17 protein-coding genes and 1 pseudogene are annotated in these 15962 nt (G+C 62.9%); 11 read left to right on the top strand and 7 right to left on the bottom strand.

Annotated elements, in window-relative coordinates:
- Positions 1-48: 48 nt before the first annotated feature.
- On the top strand, positions 49-447 hold the full coding sequence (locus PFU01S_RS11295) for a nuclear transport factor 2 family protein (protein WP_028687215.1): 399 nt from the start codon (positions 49-51) through the stop codon (positions 445-447).
- 25 nt (positions 448-472) lie between these two features.
- Here PFU01S_RS11295 and PFU01S_RS11290 read toward each other — a convergent pair whose 3' ends face one another.
- From PFU01S_RS11290 to PFU01S_RS11280, 3 genes are read right to left on the bottom strand one after another with little or no spacing between them, the layout of a single operon-like run.
- Positions 473-1051, bottom strand: a complete 579-nt coding sequence (locus PFU01S_RS11290; RefSeq protein WP_027914520.1) for a DJ-1/PfpI family protein — start codon at positions 1049-1051, stop codon at positions 473-475.
- A 51-nt stretch (positions 1052-1102) separates the two neighbouring features.
- Positions 1103-2260: a phospholipase D-like domain-containing protein gene (locus PFU01S_RS11285; RefSeq protein WP_027914519.1), complete on the bottom strand. Its 1158-nt coding sequence runs from the start codon at positions 2258-2260 to the stop codon at positions 1103-1105.
- Position 2261: 1 nt separating this feature from the next.
- Positions 2262-2843, bottom strand: coding sequence for a YceI family protein (locus PFU01S_RS11280; protein WP_027914518.1), 582 nt, complete (start codon positions 2841-2843; stop codon positions 2262-2264).
- A gap of 206 nt (positions 2844-3049) precedes the next feature.
- On the opposite strand from PFU01S_RS11280, the gene PFU01S_RS11275 reads away from it, so the two are divergent.
- Together PFU01S_RS11275 and PFU01S_RS11270 are read left to right on the top strand one after the other, a co-directional pair.
- Complete coding sequence (locus PFU01S_RS11275) at positions 3050-3805, top strand: GNAT family N-acetyltransferase (RefSeq protein WP_028687214.1); 756 nt, start codon at positions 3050-3052, stop codon at positions 3803-3805.
- Positions 3802-4593 (top strand): lysophospholipid acyltransferase family protein, encoded by a 792-nt coding sequence (locus tag PFU01S_RS11270; protein WP_028687213.1) that lies wholly within the window; start codon positions 3802-3804, stop codon positions 4591-4593. Before PFU01S_RS11275 ends, PFU01S_RS11270 begins: the two co-directional genes overlap by 4 nt.
- Positions 4594-4607: 14 nt before the next feature.
- Here the strand turns inward: PFU01S_RS11270 and PFU01S_RS11265 are convergent, their stop codons facing one another.
- Positions 4608-5204 (bottom strand): acyl carrier protein phosphodiesterase, encoded by a 597-nt coding sequence (locus PFU01S_RS11265; protein WP_027914515.1) that lies wholly within the window; start codon positions 5202-5204, stop codon positions 4608-4610.
- 145 nt (positions 5205-5349) lie between these two features.
- On the opposite strand from PFU01S_RS11265, the pseudogene PFU01S_RS11260 reads away from it, so the two are divergent.
- Both PFU01S_RS11260 and PFU01S_RS11255 read left to right on the top strand, forming a co-directional pair.
- Positions 5350-5651, top strand: a pseudogene (locus tag PFU01S_RS11260) (ArsR/SmtB family transcription factor).
- 16 nt (positions 5652-5667) lie between these two features.
- Entirely contained in the window at positions 5668-6717 is a 1050-nt protein-coding gene (locus PFU01S_RS11255; RefSeq protein ID WP_027914514.1) for an alkene reductase, read from the top strand.
- A gap of 42 nt (positions 6718-6759) precedes the next feature.
- Here PFU01S_RS11255 and PFU01S_RS11250 read toward each other — a convergent pair whose 3' ends face one another.
- The 3 genes from PFU01S_RS11250 to PFU01S_RS11240 form a co-directional block, all read right to left on the bottom strand.
- The gene (locus PFU01S_RS11250; RefSeq protein ID WP_028687212.1) at positions 6760-7587 is read right to left on the bottom strand and encodes a hypothetical protein; all 828 of its coding nucleotides are present in this window, start codon (positions 7585-7587) and stop codon (positions 6760-6762) included.
- Positions 7588-7672: 85 nt separating this feature from the next.
- A complete protein-coding gene (locus PFU01S_RS11245; protein ID WP_027914512.1) occupies positions 7673-8668 on the bottom strand; it encodes an NAD-dependent epimerase/dehydratase family protein in 996 nt (331 codons plus the stop codon).
- Between the two features lie 50 nt (positions 8669-8718).
- Entirely contained in the window at positions 8719-9609 is an 891-nt protein-coding gene (locus PFU01S_RS11240) for a LysR family transcriptional regulator ArgP (protein ID WP_028687211.1), read from the bottom strand.
- A 91-nt stretch (positions 9610-9700) separates the two neighbouring features.
- On the opposite strand from PFU01S_RS11240, the gene PFU01S_RS11235 reads away from it, so the two are divergent.
- The 6 genes from PFU01S_RS11235 to PFU01S_RS11210 all read left to right on the top strand — a co-directional run bounded on the left by PFU01S_RS11235 (position 9701) and on the right by PFU01S_RS11210 (position 15944).
- Entirely contained in the window at positions 9701-10300 is a 600-nt protein-coding gene (locus PFU01S_RS11235) for a LysE/ArgO family amino acid transporter (protein ID WP_027914510.1), read from the top strand.
- 251 nt (positions 10301-10551) lie between these two features.
- On the top strand, positions 10552-11148 hold the full coding sequence (locus PFU01S_RS11230; protein ID WP_027914509.1) for a superoxide dismutase: 597 nt from the start codon (positions 10552-10554) through the stop codon (positions 11146-11148).
- Positions 11149-11381: 233 nt separating this feature from the next.
- Positions 11382-13436 carry a putative bifunctional diguanylate cyclase/phosphodiesterase gene (locus PFU01S_RS11225; RefSeq protein WP_027914508.1) on the top strand — a complete coding sequence of 685 codons (2055 nt, stop codon included), beginning with the start codon at positions 11382-11384 and terminating at the stop codon, positions 13434-13436.
- Positions 13437-13587: 151 nt separating this feature from the next.
- Positions 13588-14925 carry an imelysin family protein gene (locus tag PFU01S_RS11220; protein ID WP_027914507.1) on the top strand — a complete coding sequence of 446 codons (1338 nt, stop codon included), beginning with the start codon at positions 13588-13590 and terminating at the stop codon, positions 14923-14925.
- 137 nt (positions 14926-15062) lie between these two features.
- Entirely contained in the window at positions 15063-15545 is a 483-nt protein-coding gene (locus PFU01S_RS11215; protein ID WP_027914506.1) for a hypothetical protein, read from the top strand.
- Positions 15546-15557: 12 nt separating this feature from the next.
- The gene (locus PFU01S_RS11210; protein WP_027914505.1) at positions 15558-15944 is read left to right on the top strand and encodes a hypothetical protein; all 387 of its coding nucleotides are present in this window, start codon (positions 15558-15560) and stop codon (positions 15942-15944) included.
- Positions 15945-15962 lie beyond the last annotated feature (18 nt).

The following is a 15962-nucleotide window of genomic DNA, read 5'->3' as shown; positions in this document are numbered from 1 at the left end:
CATCCAGGCCAACGACACGCCTTTTCCCTACACGACAGGTAATGTTCCATGACCGCTACCGAATTGGTAAACGCTTACTACGCTGCCTTCAACGCAGGCGACATGCCAGGGTTTCTGGCCCTGCTCAGCGAGGATGTAATTCACGACATCAACCAGGGTGAGCGGCAGATGGGCAAGGCCAGGTTCGCCGCCTTCATGGACAAGATGAACCGGTGTTACCGCGAGCGCCTTGCCGACATCGTGGTGATGCAAAATGCCGATGGCAGTCGCGCAGCGGCGGAATTCACCGTGCACGGCCAGTACGTGGCCGATGACGAAGGCCTGCCTGTGGCCACCGGCCAGACCTATGTCCTGCCGGCCGGCGCGTTCTTCTATATCCACTGCGGCAAGATCGCCCGCGTGACCAACTATTACAACCTCAACGACTGGGTCGAGCAAGTCGGCTGACCCACGGGCCGGTCGGCCTGTTGGGTCAGAGGATACGGGTGCCCAACACCTTCAGAAACGCCGCCAGCCACGCAGGGTGTGCCGGCCAGGCGGGCGCGGTGACCAGGTTGCCGTCCACATGGGCCTGGTCCACCGCAATGTCGATATAGGTGCCGCCTGCCAGGCGCACCTCCGGAGCGCAGGCCGGGTACGCACTGCACTCCCGGCCTTTGAGCACACCGGCGGCGGCCAGCAACTGGGCGCCGTGGCACACGGCGGCGATGGGCTTGCCTGCTTGGTCGAACGCTCGCACCAGGTCGAGCACTTTCTCGTTCAGGCGCAGGTACTCAGGCGCCCGCCCGCCCGGGATCACCAGGGCATCGTAACTTTCGGCACGGGCCCTGACGAAATCCTGATTCAGGGCAAACTGGTGCCCTGGCTTTTCGCTGTAGGTCTGGTCGCCTTCGAAGTCGTGAATAGCCGTGCGCACGGTCTGGCCCGCTACCTTTTCCGGGCACACGGCGTGCACGGTATGCCCGACCATACTCAGCGCCTGGAAGGGCACCATGACCTCGTAGTCTTCGACGTAATCGCCCACCAGCATGAGTATCTTCTTAGCCGTCATCGCATCCACTCCATCGATTGCCTGTGAACCGTCATTGCACGATAGCTGCGCTCAGTCGCGCCGGTCGAGCACGTTGGCCACCAACCGGTCCAGCCATCCCCAGATGCGCTGTTTGACCCGGCGCCAGAACGGCCTGGCATTCCAGTGCGCGAGGTCGACTTCCTCGCTCAGGGCGAAATCGCGCTCGAAACTGGCGACCACTGCGGTCGTCAGCGGCAGGTCCAACGCTTCTATATTGGCCTCCAGATTGAAGCGCAGGTTCCAATGGTCGAAGTTGCAGGAGCCGACGCTGACCCAATCGTCCACCACCACCATCTTCAGGTGCAGGAAGCACGGCTGATACTCGAAAATTCGCACTCCGGCGCGCAGCAGGCGTGGATAGTACCGGTGGCCGGCATACCGTACCGAAGGGTGGTCGGTGCGCGGGCCGGTGAGCAGCAACCGCACATCGACGCCCTTGCCCGCTGCGCGGCGCAGCGAGCGGCGTACGCTCCAGGTCGGCAGAAAATAAGGCGTGGCCAGCCAAATGCGCTGCTTGCCGCTGTTGAGGGCACGCACCAATGCATGCAGGATGTCCTGATGCTGACGGGCGTCGGCGTACGCCACCCGGCCCATGCCCTGCCCTTGCGCAGGCACCTTGGGCAGGCGCGGCAGGCCGAAGCCCTCGGCAGGGCGCCAGGCCGTGCGGCGATGGTTGGCCTGCCACTGGCGATCGAACAGCAATTGCCAGTCGCTCACCACCGGGCCTTGCATCAGCACCATCACCTCATGCCATTCGCTGCTGGGCTGGCCCGGTTGCCAGAACTCGTCGGTCACCCCGGTACCGCCGACCACCGCCCACTGCTCGTCGACCACCAGTAACTTGCGATGGTCGCGGTACAGGTTGCGCAGCCCGCGTTTCCAGTGCAGCCGGTTGTACCAGCGCAGGTACACGCCGGCATCCACCAGACGTTGCCGCAGCTTGGCGCTCAAGGCCAGCGACCCGTAATAATCGAACAGGCAGCGCACCCGCACCCCGCGGCGGGCCGTCTGTTCCAGCGCCTGGACCACAGCCTCGGCGCAGGCCCCGGACTCGACCAGGTACAGCTCCAGGTCTACCTGCGTCTGGGCATGCTCGATGGCCGACAGCATGCGGGGAAAGAAGTGTGGCCCATCGATCAGCAGCTCGAACTGGTTGCCATCCCGCCAGGGGAAGACCGGGCCCGGCATGTCAGCGCGCAGTGAAGATCAGTACCGCATTGACCGGTACGGACGGGTTGATGGCCGTAAGGTTGGCGGACTTGCGCAGGGCTTGCAGCCCTGGCATCAGGCCGAAATCCTCGGCGCGCAGCACCAGAGGCTCCAAGGTCACGACCTGAAACCGCCGCTCGTCCAGGCGAGTGGCCAGCAGCAAGGCCTCGTAACGATGGGACTGGCCGTGCAACGTTACCGTCAGCGGCAGGCGCAGTTCGATCTGCGCCCCGTTGGCCAAGTCGTTGATCGGGCGCAGATCCAGTTGTGCCTGCACGGTCGCTTCGGCAAACCGCGCGACGTCGAACAACGCGTCACGCATGCGTTCATCACGCAGCGGCACGCCACTGCTGACCGAATCCATCTCGATACGAAGGCTCGCGGCGCCTTTGCGGTCCACCGTGCCATGCAGCACCAGGAAGCGGTGCACCTGCGCCGCTTCGCCATTGGTACCGGTGATGAACGACAGGCGAGACGACTCGCCATCAAGGTGCCAATTGGCGTGTGCGGGCAGGCACAACGCAAGCAGCAGTGCGGGCCATAGGCGGAGTGACTTCAGCATGAGGGGTCTCGAAAATGCAGGCGGCTCACCTTACCGCGCAGGTCTTTGGCACAGCAAGCGCCAGCACGTTCGCCGCCACGGCCAACGGGCGGTTCATGCAAGCATCATCGAACCTTCATCGCCGTGACATCCCATGTTTCTAGCCTGAACGTGCACATAAACGCCTACCGGCCACCTTTGCATGGCTGGTTTTATGGAGACTCGTAATGACGCGAATCGCTCATGTTGCCGACACCTGCGCCGGACACCGCCTGCACGCCGAGCGCCTGATGGGTCACGCCGCGTTGCAGGAGGCCCAGGCCCTGCGCTATCAGGTCTTCAGCGAAGCGTTCGAGGCAAGGTTCAAGGGCGCTGAGCACGGCCTGGATCAGGACGAATTTGACGCGCACTGCCGCCATATCGGCGTACGCGATGTCACCACTGGACGACTGGTGGCCACCACCCGCCTGCTCGACCACGAGGCGGCCAGCAGCCTGGGTCGCTTCTACAGCGAGGAAGGGTTCCGCCTGCAGGGGCTGCTGCAACTTCAGGGCCCTATCCTGGAAGTGGGCCGCACCTGCGTGGCCGCGCCGTACCGCAACGGCGGCACCATTGCTACGCTCTGGAGTGAGCTGGCCGAAGTACTCAACGAAGGCGGTTATCGCTACCTGATGGGTTGCGCCAGCATCTCGATGCAGGACGGCGGGGTGCAGGCGCATGCGGTCATGCAGCGCCTGCGCGAACGCCACCTGTGCACCCAGGACCTGCGTGCCGAACCCCGCAAACCGCTGCCACCGCTGACGTTGCCGGATAACGTGAGCGCCCAGATGCCGGCTTTGCTCAAGGCCTACATGCGCCTGGGCGCCAAGGTCTGTGGCGAACCGTGCTGGGATGAAGACTTCCAGGTCGCCGATGTGTTCATCCTGCTCAAGCGCGAGGCGCTGTGCCCGCGCTACGCCCGTCACTTCAAGGCCGCTGTGTGAGGGGCCGTCTGCGGCAGGTGGGGCGCCTGGCTCAGGTGCTGCTGGTGGTGGCGCTGGGGCTGCTGATGGCCAGCCTGCTCGTCATCGGGCGGCACCTTGGCATCAAAGCGTCGCTCGCGCGCCGGCAACGCTGGACACGGCTGTTCATGCGGCGCTTGGTGGCAGCACTGCCGTTCGACGTCTGCGTGACGGGGAAGCTGCCGAGCAGCCCCATGCTGTGGGTCAGCAACCACGTGTCCTGGACCGACATCCCACTGTTGGGCATGCTGGCCCCTGTGTCATTTCTGTCCAAGGCCGAGGTCCGGCACTGGCCGCTTGCCGGGTGGTTAGCCGAGCAGGCAGGCACCTTGTTCATCAAGCGCGGTGCCAGCGATGGCCAGCAGCTGCGCGTGCACATCGGTCAGCGGTTGGTCACAGGTCACCCCCTGTTGCTGTTTCCCGAAGGCACTACCACCGACGGGCACCAGCTGGGGACGTTCCATGGGCGCCTGCTGGCGGCAGCCATCGACCAGGGCATCGCCGTGCAACCGGTGGCAATCCAATACCAGCGGCGGGGCCAGATCGACCCCTTTGCACCCTTCGTGGGAGATGACGACCTGCTGTCACACCTGCTGCGGTTGCTCGCGCAACCTCGCGGTCAAGTGCGCATTCACCTGCTCGAGCCACTGGCAAGTCATGGCAAGGGCCGCACGCTGCTGGGGCTCCAGGCACAGCGTTCGATCCATCAGGCGCTCTACGGCACACCAGAGCCACCGGCACTTCGCAGGCAGTGTGCGACTGCTGCCTGAATGCAGCAGATCCGTCAATCAACGCACGGGCTGGCCTGTGCCCGATGACTGGCAGCGAACGCTTGTACCAGCGGGTAGAATTCGCGGAAATCATCGAGCAACGGCACGTACAGGCGATCAAGCTCGTCCATGACCCCTACCAGGCCTTCAGGCCGCGACAAGCGCCGGGCGATCCCGGCAAACACCTGCTCCAGCGTGGCAAAGTCAGCATACGAGCCCAGCCAATCAGACTGCGCCATGGACGGCGCGATGTGGGCCAACCGGCCCGGCAGGGCGGGCTCGGCTAACAGCACCTGATAGAACGCCTGGGTGAACTGACGCAGCGGCTGGCGCCCATACTCGGGCCAGTGCCGCGCCAGGCAGTGGTCGAAAAAGACGTCCAGAGCGATCCCCGCAAACCGCCGCCGCACCCGCGCAAAGCGCGCCAGGGAAGCGAGCACCACAGGGTGGGCGTCGGTGAAACTGTCGATGTGTCGATGCAGTCGGATGGACGCTTCGAGCTGCGGCGGGAACCGCCCTTCCAGCGAACCTTTGACGAAGTCCCCGTAGAGGCTGCCCAGCAATTGCTGCGGAGCCGACCCTCCCAGGTGCAGGTGTGCAAGATAATTCATGGCGCCAGTCTATCACTTGCTCGGGACATATCGCCGCCGAGCGATATACCGTCTGGCTACTCGCTCGGAACACTTGAATCTTTGTATATCGCAAAATCACGATGTAGGGTTCGCGCTGACCCGATGCACCGCTGCGAGATGAGCCATGCCGCTTGACCTGGACGACATCATGAAAGCCCTCGCCCACCCGGTGAGGCGGGAAGTACTCGGCTGGTTGAAAACGCCGGCAGCCCAGTTTCTCGAGCAGGTCCACAGTACTGACCAAGGGGTTTGTGCCGGCAGATCGAGCGGCGCTGCGGGTTGTCCCAATCGACTGTGTCGGCGCACCTGGCGATCCTGCAGCGAGCAGGCCTGGTCATCCGCCAGAAAATCGGCCAATGGCACTTGTTCAAGCGCAACGAAGTCATCATCGAAGCATTGCTCGAACAATTGCGCGACTCCCTTTGACTTTCAGGTATACGTCATGACCACGCTATTCGATCCAATCACCTTGGGCGATCTGGAACTGCCCAATCGTATCATCATGGCCCCACTCACCCGTTGCCGCGCAGACGCCGGCCGCGTGCCGAATGCACTGATGGCCGAGTACTACGTACAACGCGCCAGTGCCGGTCTGATCATCAGTGAGGCGACGTCGGTCAGCCCCATGGGCGTGGGCTACCCGGACACACCGGGCATCTGGAGTGCGGAACAGGTCAGGGGCTGGACCCACGTCACCCATGCCGTGCATGCCGCAGGCGGCCGAATCTTCTTGCAGCTGTGGCACGTGGGCCGCATTTCCCATCCACGCTACCTCGATGGCCAGTTGCCGGTCGCACCCAGTGCCATCCAGCCAAAGGGGCACGTGAGTCTGGTTCGCCCGCTCAGCGACTACCCCACGCCTCGGGCCCTGGATACCGAAGAGATCAGCGACATCGTCGAGGCCTTCCGCACTGGCGCCGAAAACGCCAAGGCCGCAGGCTTTGACGGTGTCGAGATCCATGGCGCCAACGGCTATCTGCTCGACCAGTTCCTGCAAAGCAGCACCAACCAGCGCACCGACGCGTACGGCGGCTCGCTGGAAAACCGGGCGCGCCTGCTGTTGGAGGTCACCGATGCCGTAGTCCAGGTATGGGGGGCGCAGCGCGTTGGGATGCACCTGGCGCCGCGCGCCGATGCCCATGACATGGGCGATGCCGACCGTACCCAGACCTTCACGTATGTGGCGCGAGCGCTGGGCAAGCGGGGCATTGCCTTCATCTGCTCACGGGAGCGGGAGCGCGACGACAGCCTGGGCCCTGCCCTCAAAGACGCATTTGGTGGCGTCTATATCGTCAACGAAGGTTTCGACAAAGCCAGTGCCAATGCGGCCTTGGCCGATGGCAAAGCCGATGCCGTGGCCTTTGGTGTGCCGTTCATCGCCAACCCGGACCTGCCTGCACGCCTGGCTGACGATGCCCCACTGAACGAAGCTCATCCGGAAACGTTCTATGGCCAGGGACCGGTGGGGTATATCGACTACCCACGCCTGTAAGGCCTGAGACAGGGGCCAGGACCCGGCCCCTGCCCTTCCCAGTCATGGCCTGGCGTTGATCTGCTGTTGCAGGTTCTGCAGCTGGCTCTGGACGTTGTTCAGGTTACGGGTCATCTGACCACGAAACGCGTCGAACTCCTGCACCGATGCGCCCCCGCCGGCCGCCGTGTTCGGGCGGTTGTCCAGCTGGCTTTTGAGCACCAGCACATCCTGCTGCAGGCTTTCGATGGCGGCCGTGGGATTGCCTTGTTTTTTCAGCGCGGCCACCTCCTCGCTCAGACTCTTGAGTTGCCCGTCGAGCTTGCCCCCATCGACCTGGCCCGACTTGAGCGCTGCCAACTCGCCGTTCACCGCCTTCAACTGTGCCTGCAACTGCGTTTGCAGCTCGGTGACCGCTCTTTGCTGTTCACGGGTGTCCGCCAGAACCTGCTCCAGGCGCTTGCCCAGGTCCCCGGCCTGGCCCGCTACACCTGCCTGCTGCTTGCCTTGCTCGGCCAGGCTGGCCTGCAACTGGCTGATCTGCTGTTTGAGGGCTTCACTGCCACTGTTGCTGGACGACGCGCTGGCTTCGACCTTGCCGCTGATTGCCTGCAAACGCCCTGCCGCGTCTTCGCTGATGCGCGCGAAGCTCTCCTGAGTGGCGACCAGCTGCTGCTCCATCAGGGAGATCTGCCGATAGCTCCACCATCCCAGACAGCCCAGGGCGATGAACGCGGCCACCAGCATCGCCCACAATGGGCCGGTGCTCGGCGCCCTGGCCGCTTGACGGCGACTGCGCGAGACATGAGCTGGCAGCAACTCATCGTCATCCTGCGTCCCTGCGCGCAAGGCCGGTACATCATCGAAATCATCGCGAGCATCAAAGCGCATGAGCATCCCACCCCACAGGTTGCAAATAAGCCGGATTATAAACCGCGCGCGCAGCCCGGTGATGCCCGACGTCGAGCTGAACGCTTTACCGGCCAGGCGGCTGGTGTTTCCACCACGTGCAGAATTCATCCAATGCCGCCCATACGCTGGTGGTGGGCTGATAGTCCAGGTACTGACTGGCGCGGGTGATGTCCAGGGTGAAATCGCGACTCATCACCTGCATGGCCAGGCGTGACAGCGTAGGCTCCGGCCGCCCCGGCCACAGGGTGCACGCTGCCTCGTTGAGCGCGGCCAAGCCGTAGGCCAGCCCATAACCTCGGTAGCGGGTGACCTGAGGGAGCTGAAGCTGGCGCAGGACATAGTTGATCACATCCCACAGCGGCAAGGGCTGGCCATTGCTGATGTTGTACGCTTGCCCAAGCGCGCGCCCGTCCGCGAACACTGCGCTGTACAGCGCCTCGTTCAGGTTGTGAACACTGGTGAAGTCGACTTTGTTCAAGCCGTTGCCGATGATCGCCAGCCTGCCTTTGCGTTGCAGGTGCACCAGCCGCGGCAGCAGGCTCGTATCGCCTGCGCCGATGACGAAACGCGGGCGCAGCGCCAACACTTCGAGGCCGAACTCCTGGGCGCCGAACACCTTCTGTTCGGCAATGAACTTGGTCCTGGCGTAGTGATTGGCAAACCGGCCGGGCACCTGATCCTCGCCAATGGCCACGCGTGAACGGCCATTGAAGTAGATCGAAGGCGATGACAGGTGCACGAGGCGACGCACGTGTTCCTTCAGGCAGCCTTCGACGACGTTCTCGGTCACCACCACGTTGCCCTGGGCAAACGCCTGATAGGGGCCCCAGTGCCCCACTGCACCGGCGCAATGCACCACGGCCTCGACGCCCTGGCACAGGCGCCGGGCCAGCTCCGCGTCGCCAAGGTCGCCCGGAATGAACTGCGCGCCACGCCGCACCAGGTGCTCCACACCTTCGGCGCGCCGGCCACTGACCCGCACATCCAGCCCCCGCTCCAGGGCCAGCCGCGCAAAACGCCCGCCGATGAAGCCACTTGCGCCAGTGACCAGAATTCGCATGTAACACTCCGCCTTGCCTGATGTTCAGAAGCCTTTGACGCCCTTAGGCGCTACAACGGCACCAGCCAGTGCCGGGCGCTGTGGCGCAGGTGGTCGGTCAGCTGTGCCAGCAGTTGCCCGCCGTTACGCCAATGATGCCAGTACAACGGTACATCGATCGGGGTATCGCTGCAGATTTCCACCAATTGGCCGCTGGCCAGTTGCTCGCAGGCCTGCAACTCGGGCACCAGCCCCCAGCCCAACCCCGCTTCGGTCATGCGCAAAAAGCCTTCGGATGAGGGGCATAAATGATGCAGAAAACCGTCCTGCATGCCCAAAGAGGCCAGGTAGCGGTGCTGCAGGAAATCGTCGGGGCCGTAGACGATCGCGGGCGTGCGGGCCAGGCGACGGGCATCGAATCCCTGGGCAAAATGCTGCTTCATGAAGGCAGGGCTGGCCAAGGCCCGATAGCGCATCGCCCCCAGCGCAAGACTGCGCGCGCCGGCCACTGGGCGTTCGCTGCCGCACAGGCAGGCGGCCACGTCGCCGGCGCGCATGCGCTTGAGACCCACTTCCTGGTCCTCGACCACCAAATCGGTAAGCACCTTGTGCTCGGCGCAGAATTGCCCCACGGCGCCGGCCCACCAAGTGGCCAGGCTATCGGCATTGAGCGCGATGCGCAGACGCTCCGGCATGCCCCCGTCTTCGAGCGCGGGCACCTGACGCTGCAGGTCGCGCTCAAGCAGGCGTACCTGCTGCACATGGTTGAGCAACTGCCGGCCTACCTCCGTCGGGCCAGGCGGCGCGATGCGAACCAGTACCGGCTGCCCCACGCGCGCCTCCAGCAGCTTGATGCGCTGCGACACGGCCGATTGAGACAGGCCCAGCACCTGCGCGGCACGCTCGAAACCGCCTTGCTCGACGACAGCAGCAAGCGCCGCGAGCAACTTGTAGTCGAACATCGATTTTCCTAATGCCCAGTGAGCTTTATTGATTTTTCTTATAACCCGCAACTTGTCACACTGGCCAGCATCTTTCGAGGAGTCGTCTTCCATGTGGCAGAGTTATCTCAATGGCCTGCTGGTCGCCCTGGGCCTGATCATGGCCATCGGCACGCAGAACGCATTCGTCCTGGCGCAAAGCCTGCGCCGCGAGCATCACTTGCCGGTGGCAGCGCTGTGCATCCTGTGTGATGCCCTGCTGGTCGCCGCAGGTGTTTTCGGCCTTGCCACGGCCCTGGCCCATAACCCGACGCTGCTGAGCGTTGCCCGCTGGGGGGGCGCGGTGTTCCTCATCTGGTACGGGGCCAAGGCGCTTCGCAGCGTCTTTTCCGACCAGAGCCTGCAGCACCAGCAGGGCCAAGGCATGCGCTCACGGCGCGCCGTGCTGCTCAGTGCCCTGGCGGTCACCTTGCTCAACCCCCACGTTTACCTCGACACCGTGCTGCTGATCGGCTCGCTCGGGGCCCAGCAGACGGCGCCGGGCGCCTACGTGGCCGGGGCTGCCAGTGCTTCGCTGCTGTGGTTCTCGACCCTGGCGATCGGGGCGGCCTGGTTGGCGCCCTGGCTGGCACGGCCAGGCACCTGGCGACTGCTGGACCTGATGGTGGCCGTGATGATGTTCGCCGTGGCAGCGCAACTGATCTTCAACTGATCGTACGGGCTCGTGGGTGCCAACGGGCGACTTACCTGCCTGTCCGGTCTGGAAACGACTGCCACCGGTCGCTGCCCGCCAAGGCGCCTGGAACCTCTAATCCCTATGTTTGTTGCGTGGTTATGCGCCAAGGCTTGGTGCTATGATCCAGCCCTTGCGTCGCAAAGAGTACAAACTCGCCGACGCACATAGGGCCGCCCGTGATCGGCCCTGCGCAAACCGCGAACTAGACCTGAATCAGGAGATCTACCATGGCTTTTGAATTGCCGCCGCTGCCCTACGCCCACGATGCCCTGCAGCCGCACATCTCCAAGGAAACCCTGGAGTATCACCACGACAAGCACCACAACACCTATGTCGTGAACCTGAACAACCTGGTCCCGGGCACCGAATTCGAAGGCAAGACCCTCGAAGAGATCGTCACCTCTTCGTCGGGCGGCATCTTCAACAACGCCGCTCAAGTGTGGAACCACACCTTCTACTGGAACTGCCTGTCGCCAAACGGCGGCGGCCAGCCGACCGGCGCCCTGGCAGAAGCCATCAACACCGCTTTCGGTTCCTTCGACAAGTTCAAGGAAGAGTTCACCAAGACGTCCGTCGGCACCTTCGGTTCCGGCTGGGGCTGGCTGGTCAAGAAAACTGATGGTTCCCTGGCGCTGGCCAGCACCATCGGTGCCGGCAACCCGCTGACCAGCGACGATACCCCGCTGCTGACCTGCGATGTCTGGGAGCACGCCTACTACATCGACTACCGCAACCTGCGGCCGAAGTATGTCGAGGCGTTCTGGAACCTCGTCAACTGGGCCTTCGTGGCCGAGCAGTTCGAAGGCAAGACCTTCAAGGCCTGAGCCTCGTAACGCTCTGAGAGCCCGGCACGTGCCGGGCTTTTTTATGCCTGCTGTTCGGCGATGTGGCACTTGCTCAGTGTGCATAGCGCGCTAACATCAAACTTCCGGTTTCTTGACGAGGCCCACTCAAGTTACCCAGGGCTTCAACCGATACACTGCTAATGACCCTCCCGTAGTGAAGGGTCGTGATTGATGGCAAAATAATGTCATTTGCATGGATTAAGGAACCTCCCTTGAAGCTGGAATTGCGTAACAGCTTGTCGGTCAAGTTGCTAAGGGTCGTGCTCCTGGCGGCGCTAGCGGTCGGCGTCGTGCTCAGCTGTGCGCAAATCGTCTATGACACCTACAAGACACGCCAGGCCGTCAACAATGACGCCCAGCGTATCCTCGACATGTTCCGCGATCCTTCCACACAGGCGGTCTACAGCCTGGACCGAGAAATGGGCATGCAGGTCATGGAAGGCCTGTTTCAGGACGAGTCGGTTCGAATGGCCTCCATCGGCCACCCCAACGAGACGATGCTGGCAGAAAAGTCCCGACCCTTGCAGGACATGCCCCTGCGTTGGCTCACCGACCTGATTCTTGGCCAGGAGCGTAGCTACTCCACGCAGCTGGTAGGCCGGGGGCCCTACAGTGAATATTACGGCGACCTCAACATCACCCTCGATACGGCGGCCTATGGCGAAGACTTTCTGATCAATGCCGTGATCATCTTCATCTCCGGCGTGCTTCGAGCGCTTGCCATGGGGCTGGTGCTGTACCTGGTCTACCACTGGCTGTTGACCAAGCCACTCTCCAAAATCATCGAACACCTCACCCAGATCAATCCGGATCGCCCCAGCCAGCATCAGATCCCACTGATCAAAGGCCATGAGAAGAACGAGCTCGGCCTTTGGGTGAACACCGCCAACCAGTTGCTGGCATCGATCGAGCGCAATACCCATCTGCGCCATGAGGCCGAGAACAGTCTGCAGCGCATGGCCCAGTACGACTTCCTCACCGGCCTGCCCAATCGCCAGCAACTGCAGCAGCAACTGGACAAGATTCTGGTGGACGGTGGGCGCCTGCAACACCGGGTGGCCGTGCTATGCGTAGGCCTGGATGATTTCAAGGGCATCAACGAGCAGTTCACCTACCAGGTAGGCGACCAGTTGCTGCTGGCCTTGGCCGATCGTCTGAGGGCCCACAGCGGACGACTGGGCGCGCTGGCGCGGCTGGGGGGCGACCAGTTCGCACTGGTGCAGGCCAACATCGAACAGCCCTACGAAGCGGCAGAGCTTGCGCAAAGCATCCTGGATGACCTGGAAGTGCCCTTCGACCTGGACCACCACCAGCAGATCCGGCTGCGCGCAACCATTGGCATCACCCTGTTCCCGGAAGACGGCGACAGCACCGAAAAACTCCTGCAAAAAGCCGAACAGACCATGACCCTGGCCAAGGCGCGCTCACGCAATCGCTACCAGTTCTATATCGCGAGCGTGGACACCGAGATGCGTCGGCGCCGTGAGCTGGAAAAGGACCTGCGCGAGGCCCTGCCACGCAACCAGCTGTACCTGGTGTATCAACCCCAGATCAGCTATCGCGATCATCGCGTTGTAGGGGTCGAGGCGCTGTTGCGCTGGCAGCATCCGGAACTGGGCATGGTGCCGCCCGATCAGTTCATACCGCTGGCCGAACAGAACGGCAGCATCATCGGGATCGGCGAGTGGGTGCTCGACCAGGCCTGCCAGCAATTGCGCGAATGGCACGACCTGGGCTTCAGCGAACTGCGCATGGCGGTCAACCTGTCCACCGTCCAACTTCACCACAGCGAACTGCCGCGGGTGGTGAACAATTTGCTCCAGGCCTATCGCCTGCCCCCGCGCAGCCTGGAACTGGAGGTGACCGAGACTGGCCTGATGGAGGACATCAGCACCGCGGCCCAACACCTGCTGAGCCTGCGCCGCTCGGGCGCCCTGATCGCCATCGACGACTTCGGGACCGGGTACTCGTCATTGAGTTACCTCAAGTCCTTGCCCCTGGACAAGATCAAGATCGACAAGAGCTTCGTGCAGGACCTGCTCGATGACGACGATGACGCGACCATCGTGCGCGCCATCATCCAGTTGGGCAAAAGCCTGGGCATGCAGGTCATTGCCGAAGGCGTGGAAACCGCCGAACAGGAAGCCTACATCATTGCCCAAGGCTGTCACGAGGGCCAGGGCTACCACTACAGCAAACCGCTGTCGGCCCGGGAACTGACCAGCTTCCTCAGGCAGGCCCAGCGCAATCAGGTTTCCGTGCTCTGAGTGCACAGATGACACGTCGTGACCTGCTTTTACATGAATCGCAGGCTGGACCCTTTACAGCAAATGCAAATCTTTCGCATGATGTGTCGGTTCAACGTGCCATCGCGCACGGTTCATCCATGGTCCAACCACACGACGCAGGAAACCAACAATGATTCGAACGCCCCTGGCCTCTGCCAGTCTGCTGGCCATTGCCATCGCTCTCGCCGGTTGCGGTGAAGGCAAGGACGACAAGACCGCCGCGCCGCAAGCCCAGGCGCCCGCTGCCGCCAGCACCCCTGCAGCAACGCCGGGGGCTGTCGACGAAGCCGCTGCCAAGGCCGTGGTCAAGCACTACGCCGAGATGGTCCATGCCGTGTACAGCGACTCGCTGAGCACCGCCAAAACCCTGCAGAGCGCCGTGGACGCATTCCTCGCCACGCCCAACGATCAGACGCTCAAGGCCGCCAGGGACGCCTGGGTCGCTGCGCGCGTGCCATACCTGCAAAGCGAAGTGTTCCGCTTCGGCAACACCATCATCGACGACTGGGAAGGCCAGGTGAACGCCTGGCCCCTGGACGAAGGCCTGATCGACTACGTCGACACCAGCTATGAGCACGCCCTGGGCAACCCGGCAGCCAGTGCCAATATCATCGCCAACACCGAGATCCAGGTGGGCGAAGAGAAGATCGACGTCAAGGACATCACCCCGGAGAAGCTGGCCAGCCTCAACGAGTTGGGCGGCTCCGAAGCCAACGTCGCCACCGGCTACCACGCCATCGAATTCCTGCTATGGGGCCAGGACCTGAACGGTACCGGCCCAGGTGCGGGTAACCGTCCGGCGTCGGACTACCTCGAAGGCCAGGGTGCCACGGGTGGTCACAACGACCGCCGCCGTGCCTACCTCAAGGCCGTCACCGACCTGCTGGTCGCCGATCTCGACGAGATGGTTGCCAACTGGGCGCCGAACGTGACCGACAACTATCGCGCCAAGCTCGAAGCCGAGCCTGCCACCGACGGCTTGCGCAAGATGCTGTTCGGCATGGGCAGCCTGTCGCTCGGTGAGCTGGCCGGTGAGCGCATGAAGGTGTCCCTGGAGGCGAACTCGCCCGAGGACGAACACGACTGCTTCAGCGACAACACTCACTACTCGCATTTCTACGATGCCAAGGGCATTCGCAACGTCTATCTGGGCGAGTACACCCGCCCCGATGGCACCAAGCTGACCGGGCCTAGCCTGTCGTCACTGGTGGCCAAGGCCGACCCTGCCGCCGATGCGACCTTGCGCGCAGACCTGGAAGCCACCGAAGCGAAGATCCAGGTGATCGTCGATCACGCCCTCAAAGGCGAGCACTACGACCAACTGATCGCTGCCGACAACACCGCCGGCAATCAGATCGTGCGTGATGCGATTGCAGCCCTGGTCAAGCAGACCGGTGCCATCGAACAGGCAGCCGGCAAACTGGGTATCGACAACCTGAACCCTGACACAGCCGACCACGAGTTCTGATCCCACCCTTGTGCAACACCCGACGCCCGGCCTAGAGCCGGGCGTTTTCATGTCTGCGGCAGCGCTTCCCGCTGCCTGGCAGGCCGATGATCGACCACCCTGTACGCATCATTCAATCGCCAACAGGGAGGCAGCCAATGCTGCAGATTCTCGATGTCTGGGGAGAGGGCCGGATCGTGCAGCGCGCTGAAGGCGCGAACCTGATCACAGGATTTCACAACGCCTATAACCTCAACAAAGCAGGGCAGCGCATCTCCAACGGCCCATTTGCTGGCGGGCCGATTCCCAACTTGATCCTGGTGTATGAGTACGACGCGCCCAAGTTCCCGATCGACGATCACTCCGTCCCGCATGTCACCCTCATGGGCGCGCCGATCACCCACACGGTGGCCGAGGAAATGTGCCGTGTATTGGCAGGGTCAGGCAAGGTCTACCTGTACGACCCCAACGAAAGCGACCGACGACTGTTCGAAGCCGTGGCTCACGAGTATGGCCTGCAACCCTTGGGTCGCTTCGATCCAGCCACCCTCGAACCGCCCTTCAATGAAATCACCTTGCTCGCGGCCTACGTATACCGCGCCCCGAGCGCCCCCTTGCCACGTCCGAGTACTCATCCATAAAGGAGATACACCATGGCCAGCGTCACCTACCTGCGTTCCATTGCCAACAACACGCCTTATACCCTGACTTTGGTTGACGGAGAGAGCCGTAGCCAAAGCCTGGCAATTGGCGCCCAGCACGCCTGGAACGGCTCGCTCGCGGTACCTTGGATCGGTAAATCCAAAGAGAACTACAAGGCGCTGCGCTTGATTCTGGGGCCAGGTGCAGAGACCAACATCTGGGTTTTTCAGGATTACTGGCAGCCCGCCCACAAGGATGTAGTGAAATACCTGACCGCCTCGTCCATGGAATACACCAGCGAAGAAGTGATGGAGGTCCCGGGCGATAATCATGAAGGCGGTAGCAAGAACCTCATCGTCAGCCTGGTCAATCGCCAGTTCAAACTCTTCATGGCATAAGCACCTGCCAAGACGATT

The organism is Pseudomonas fulva NBRC 16637 = DSM 17717 (assembly GCF_000730565.1).
Classification (GTDB): domain Bacteria; phylum Pseudomonadota; class Gammaproteobacteria; order Pseudomonadales; family Pseudomonadaceae; genus Aquipseudomonas; species Aquipseudomonas fulva.
The sequence above is the reverse complement of the archived record's forward strand: the minus strand, read 5'-3'. Positions and strand labels throughout refer to the sequence as shown.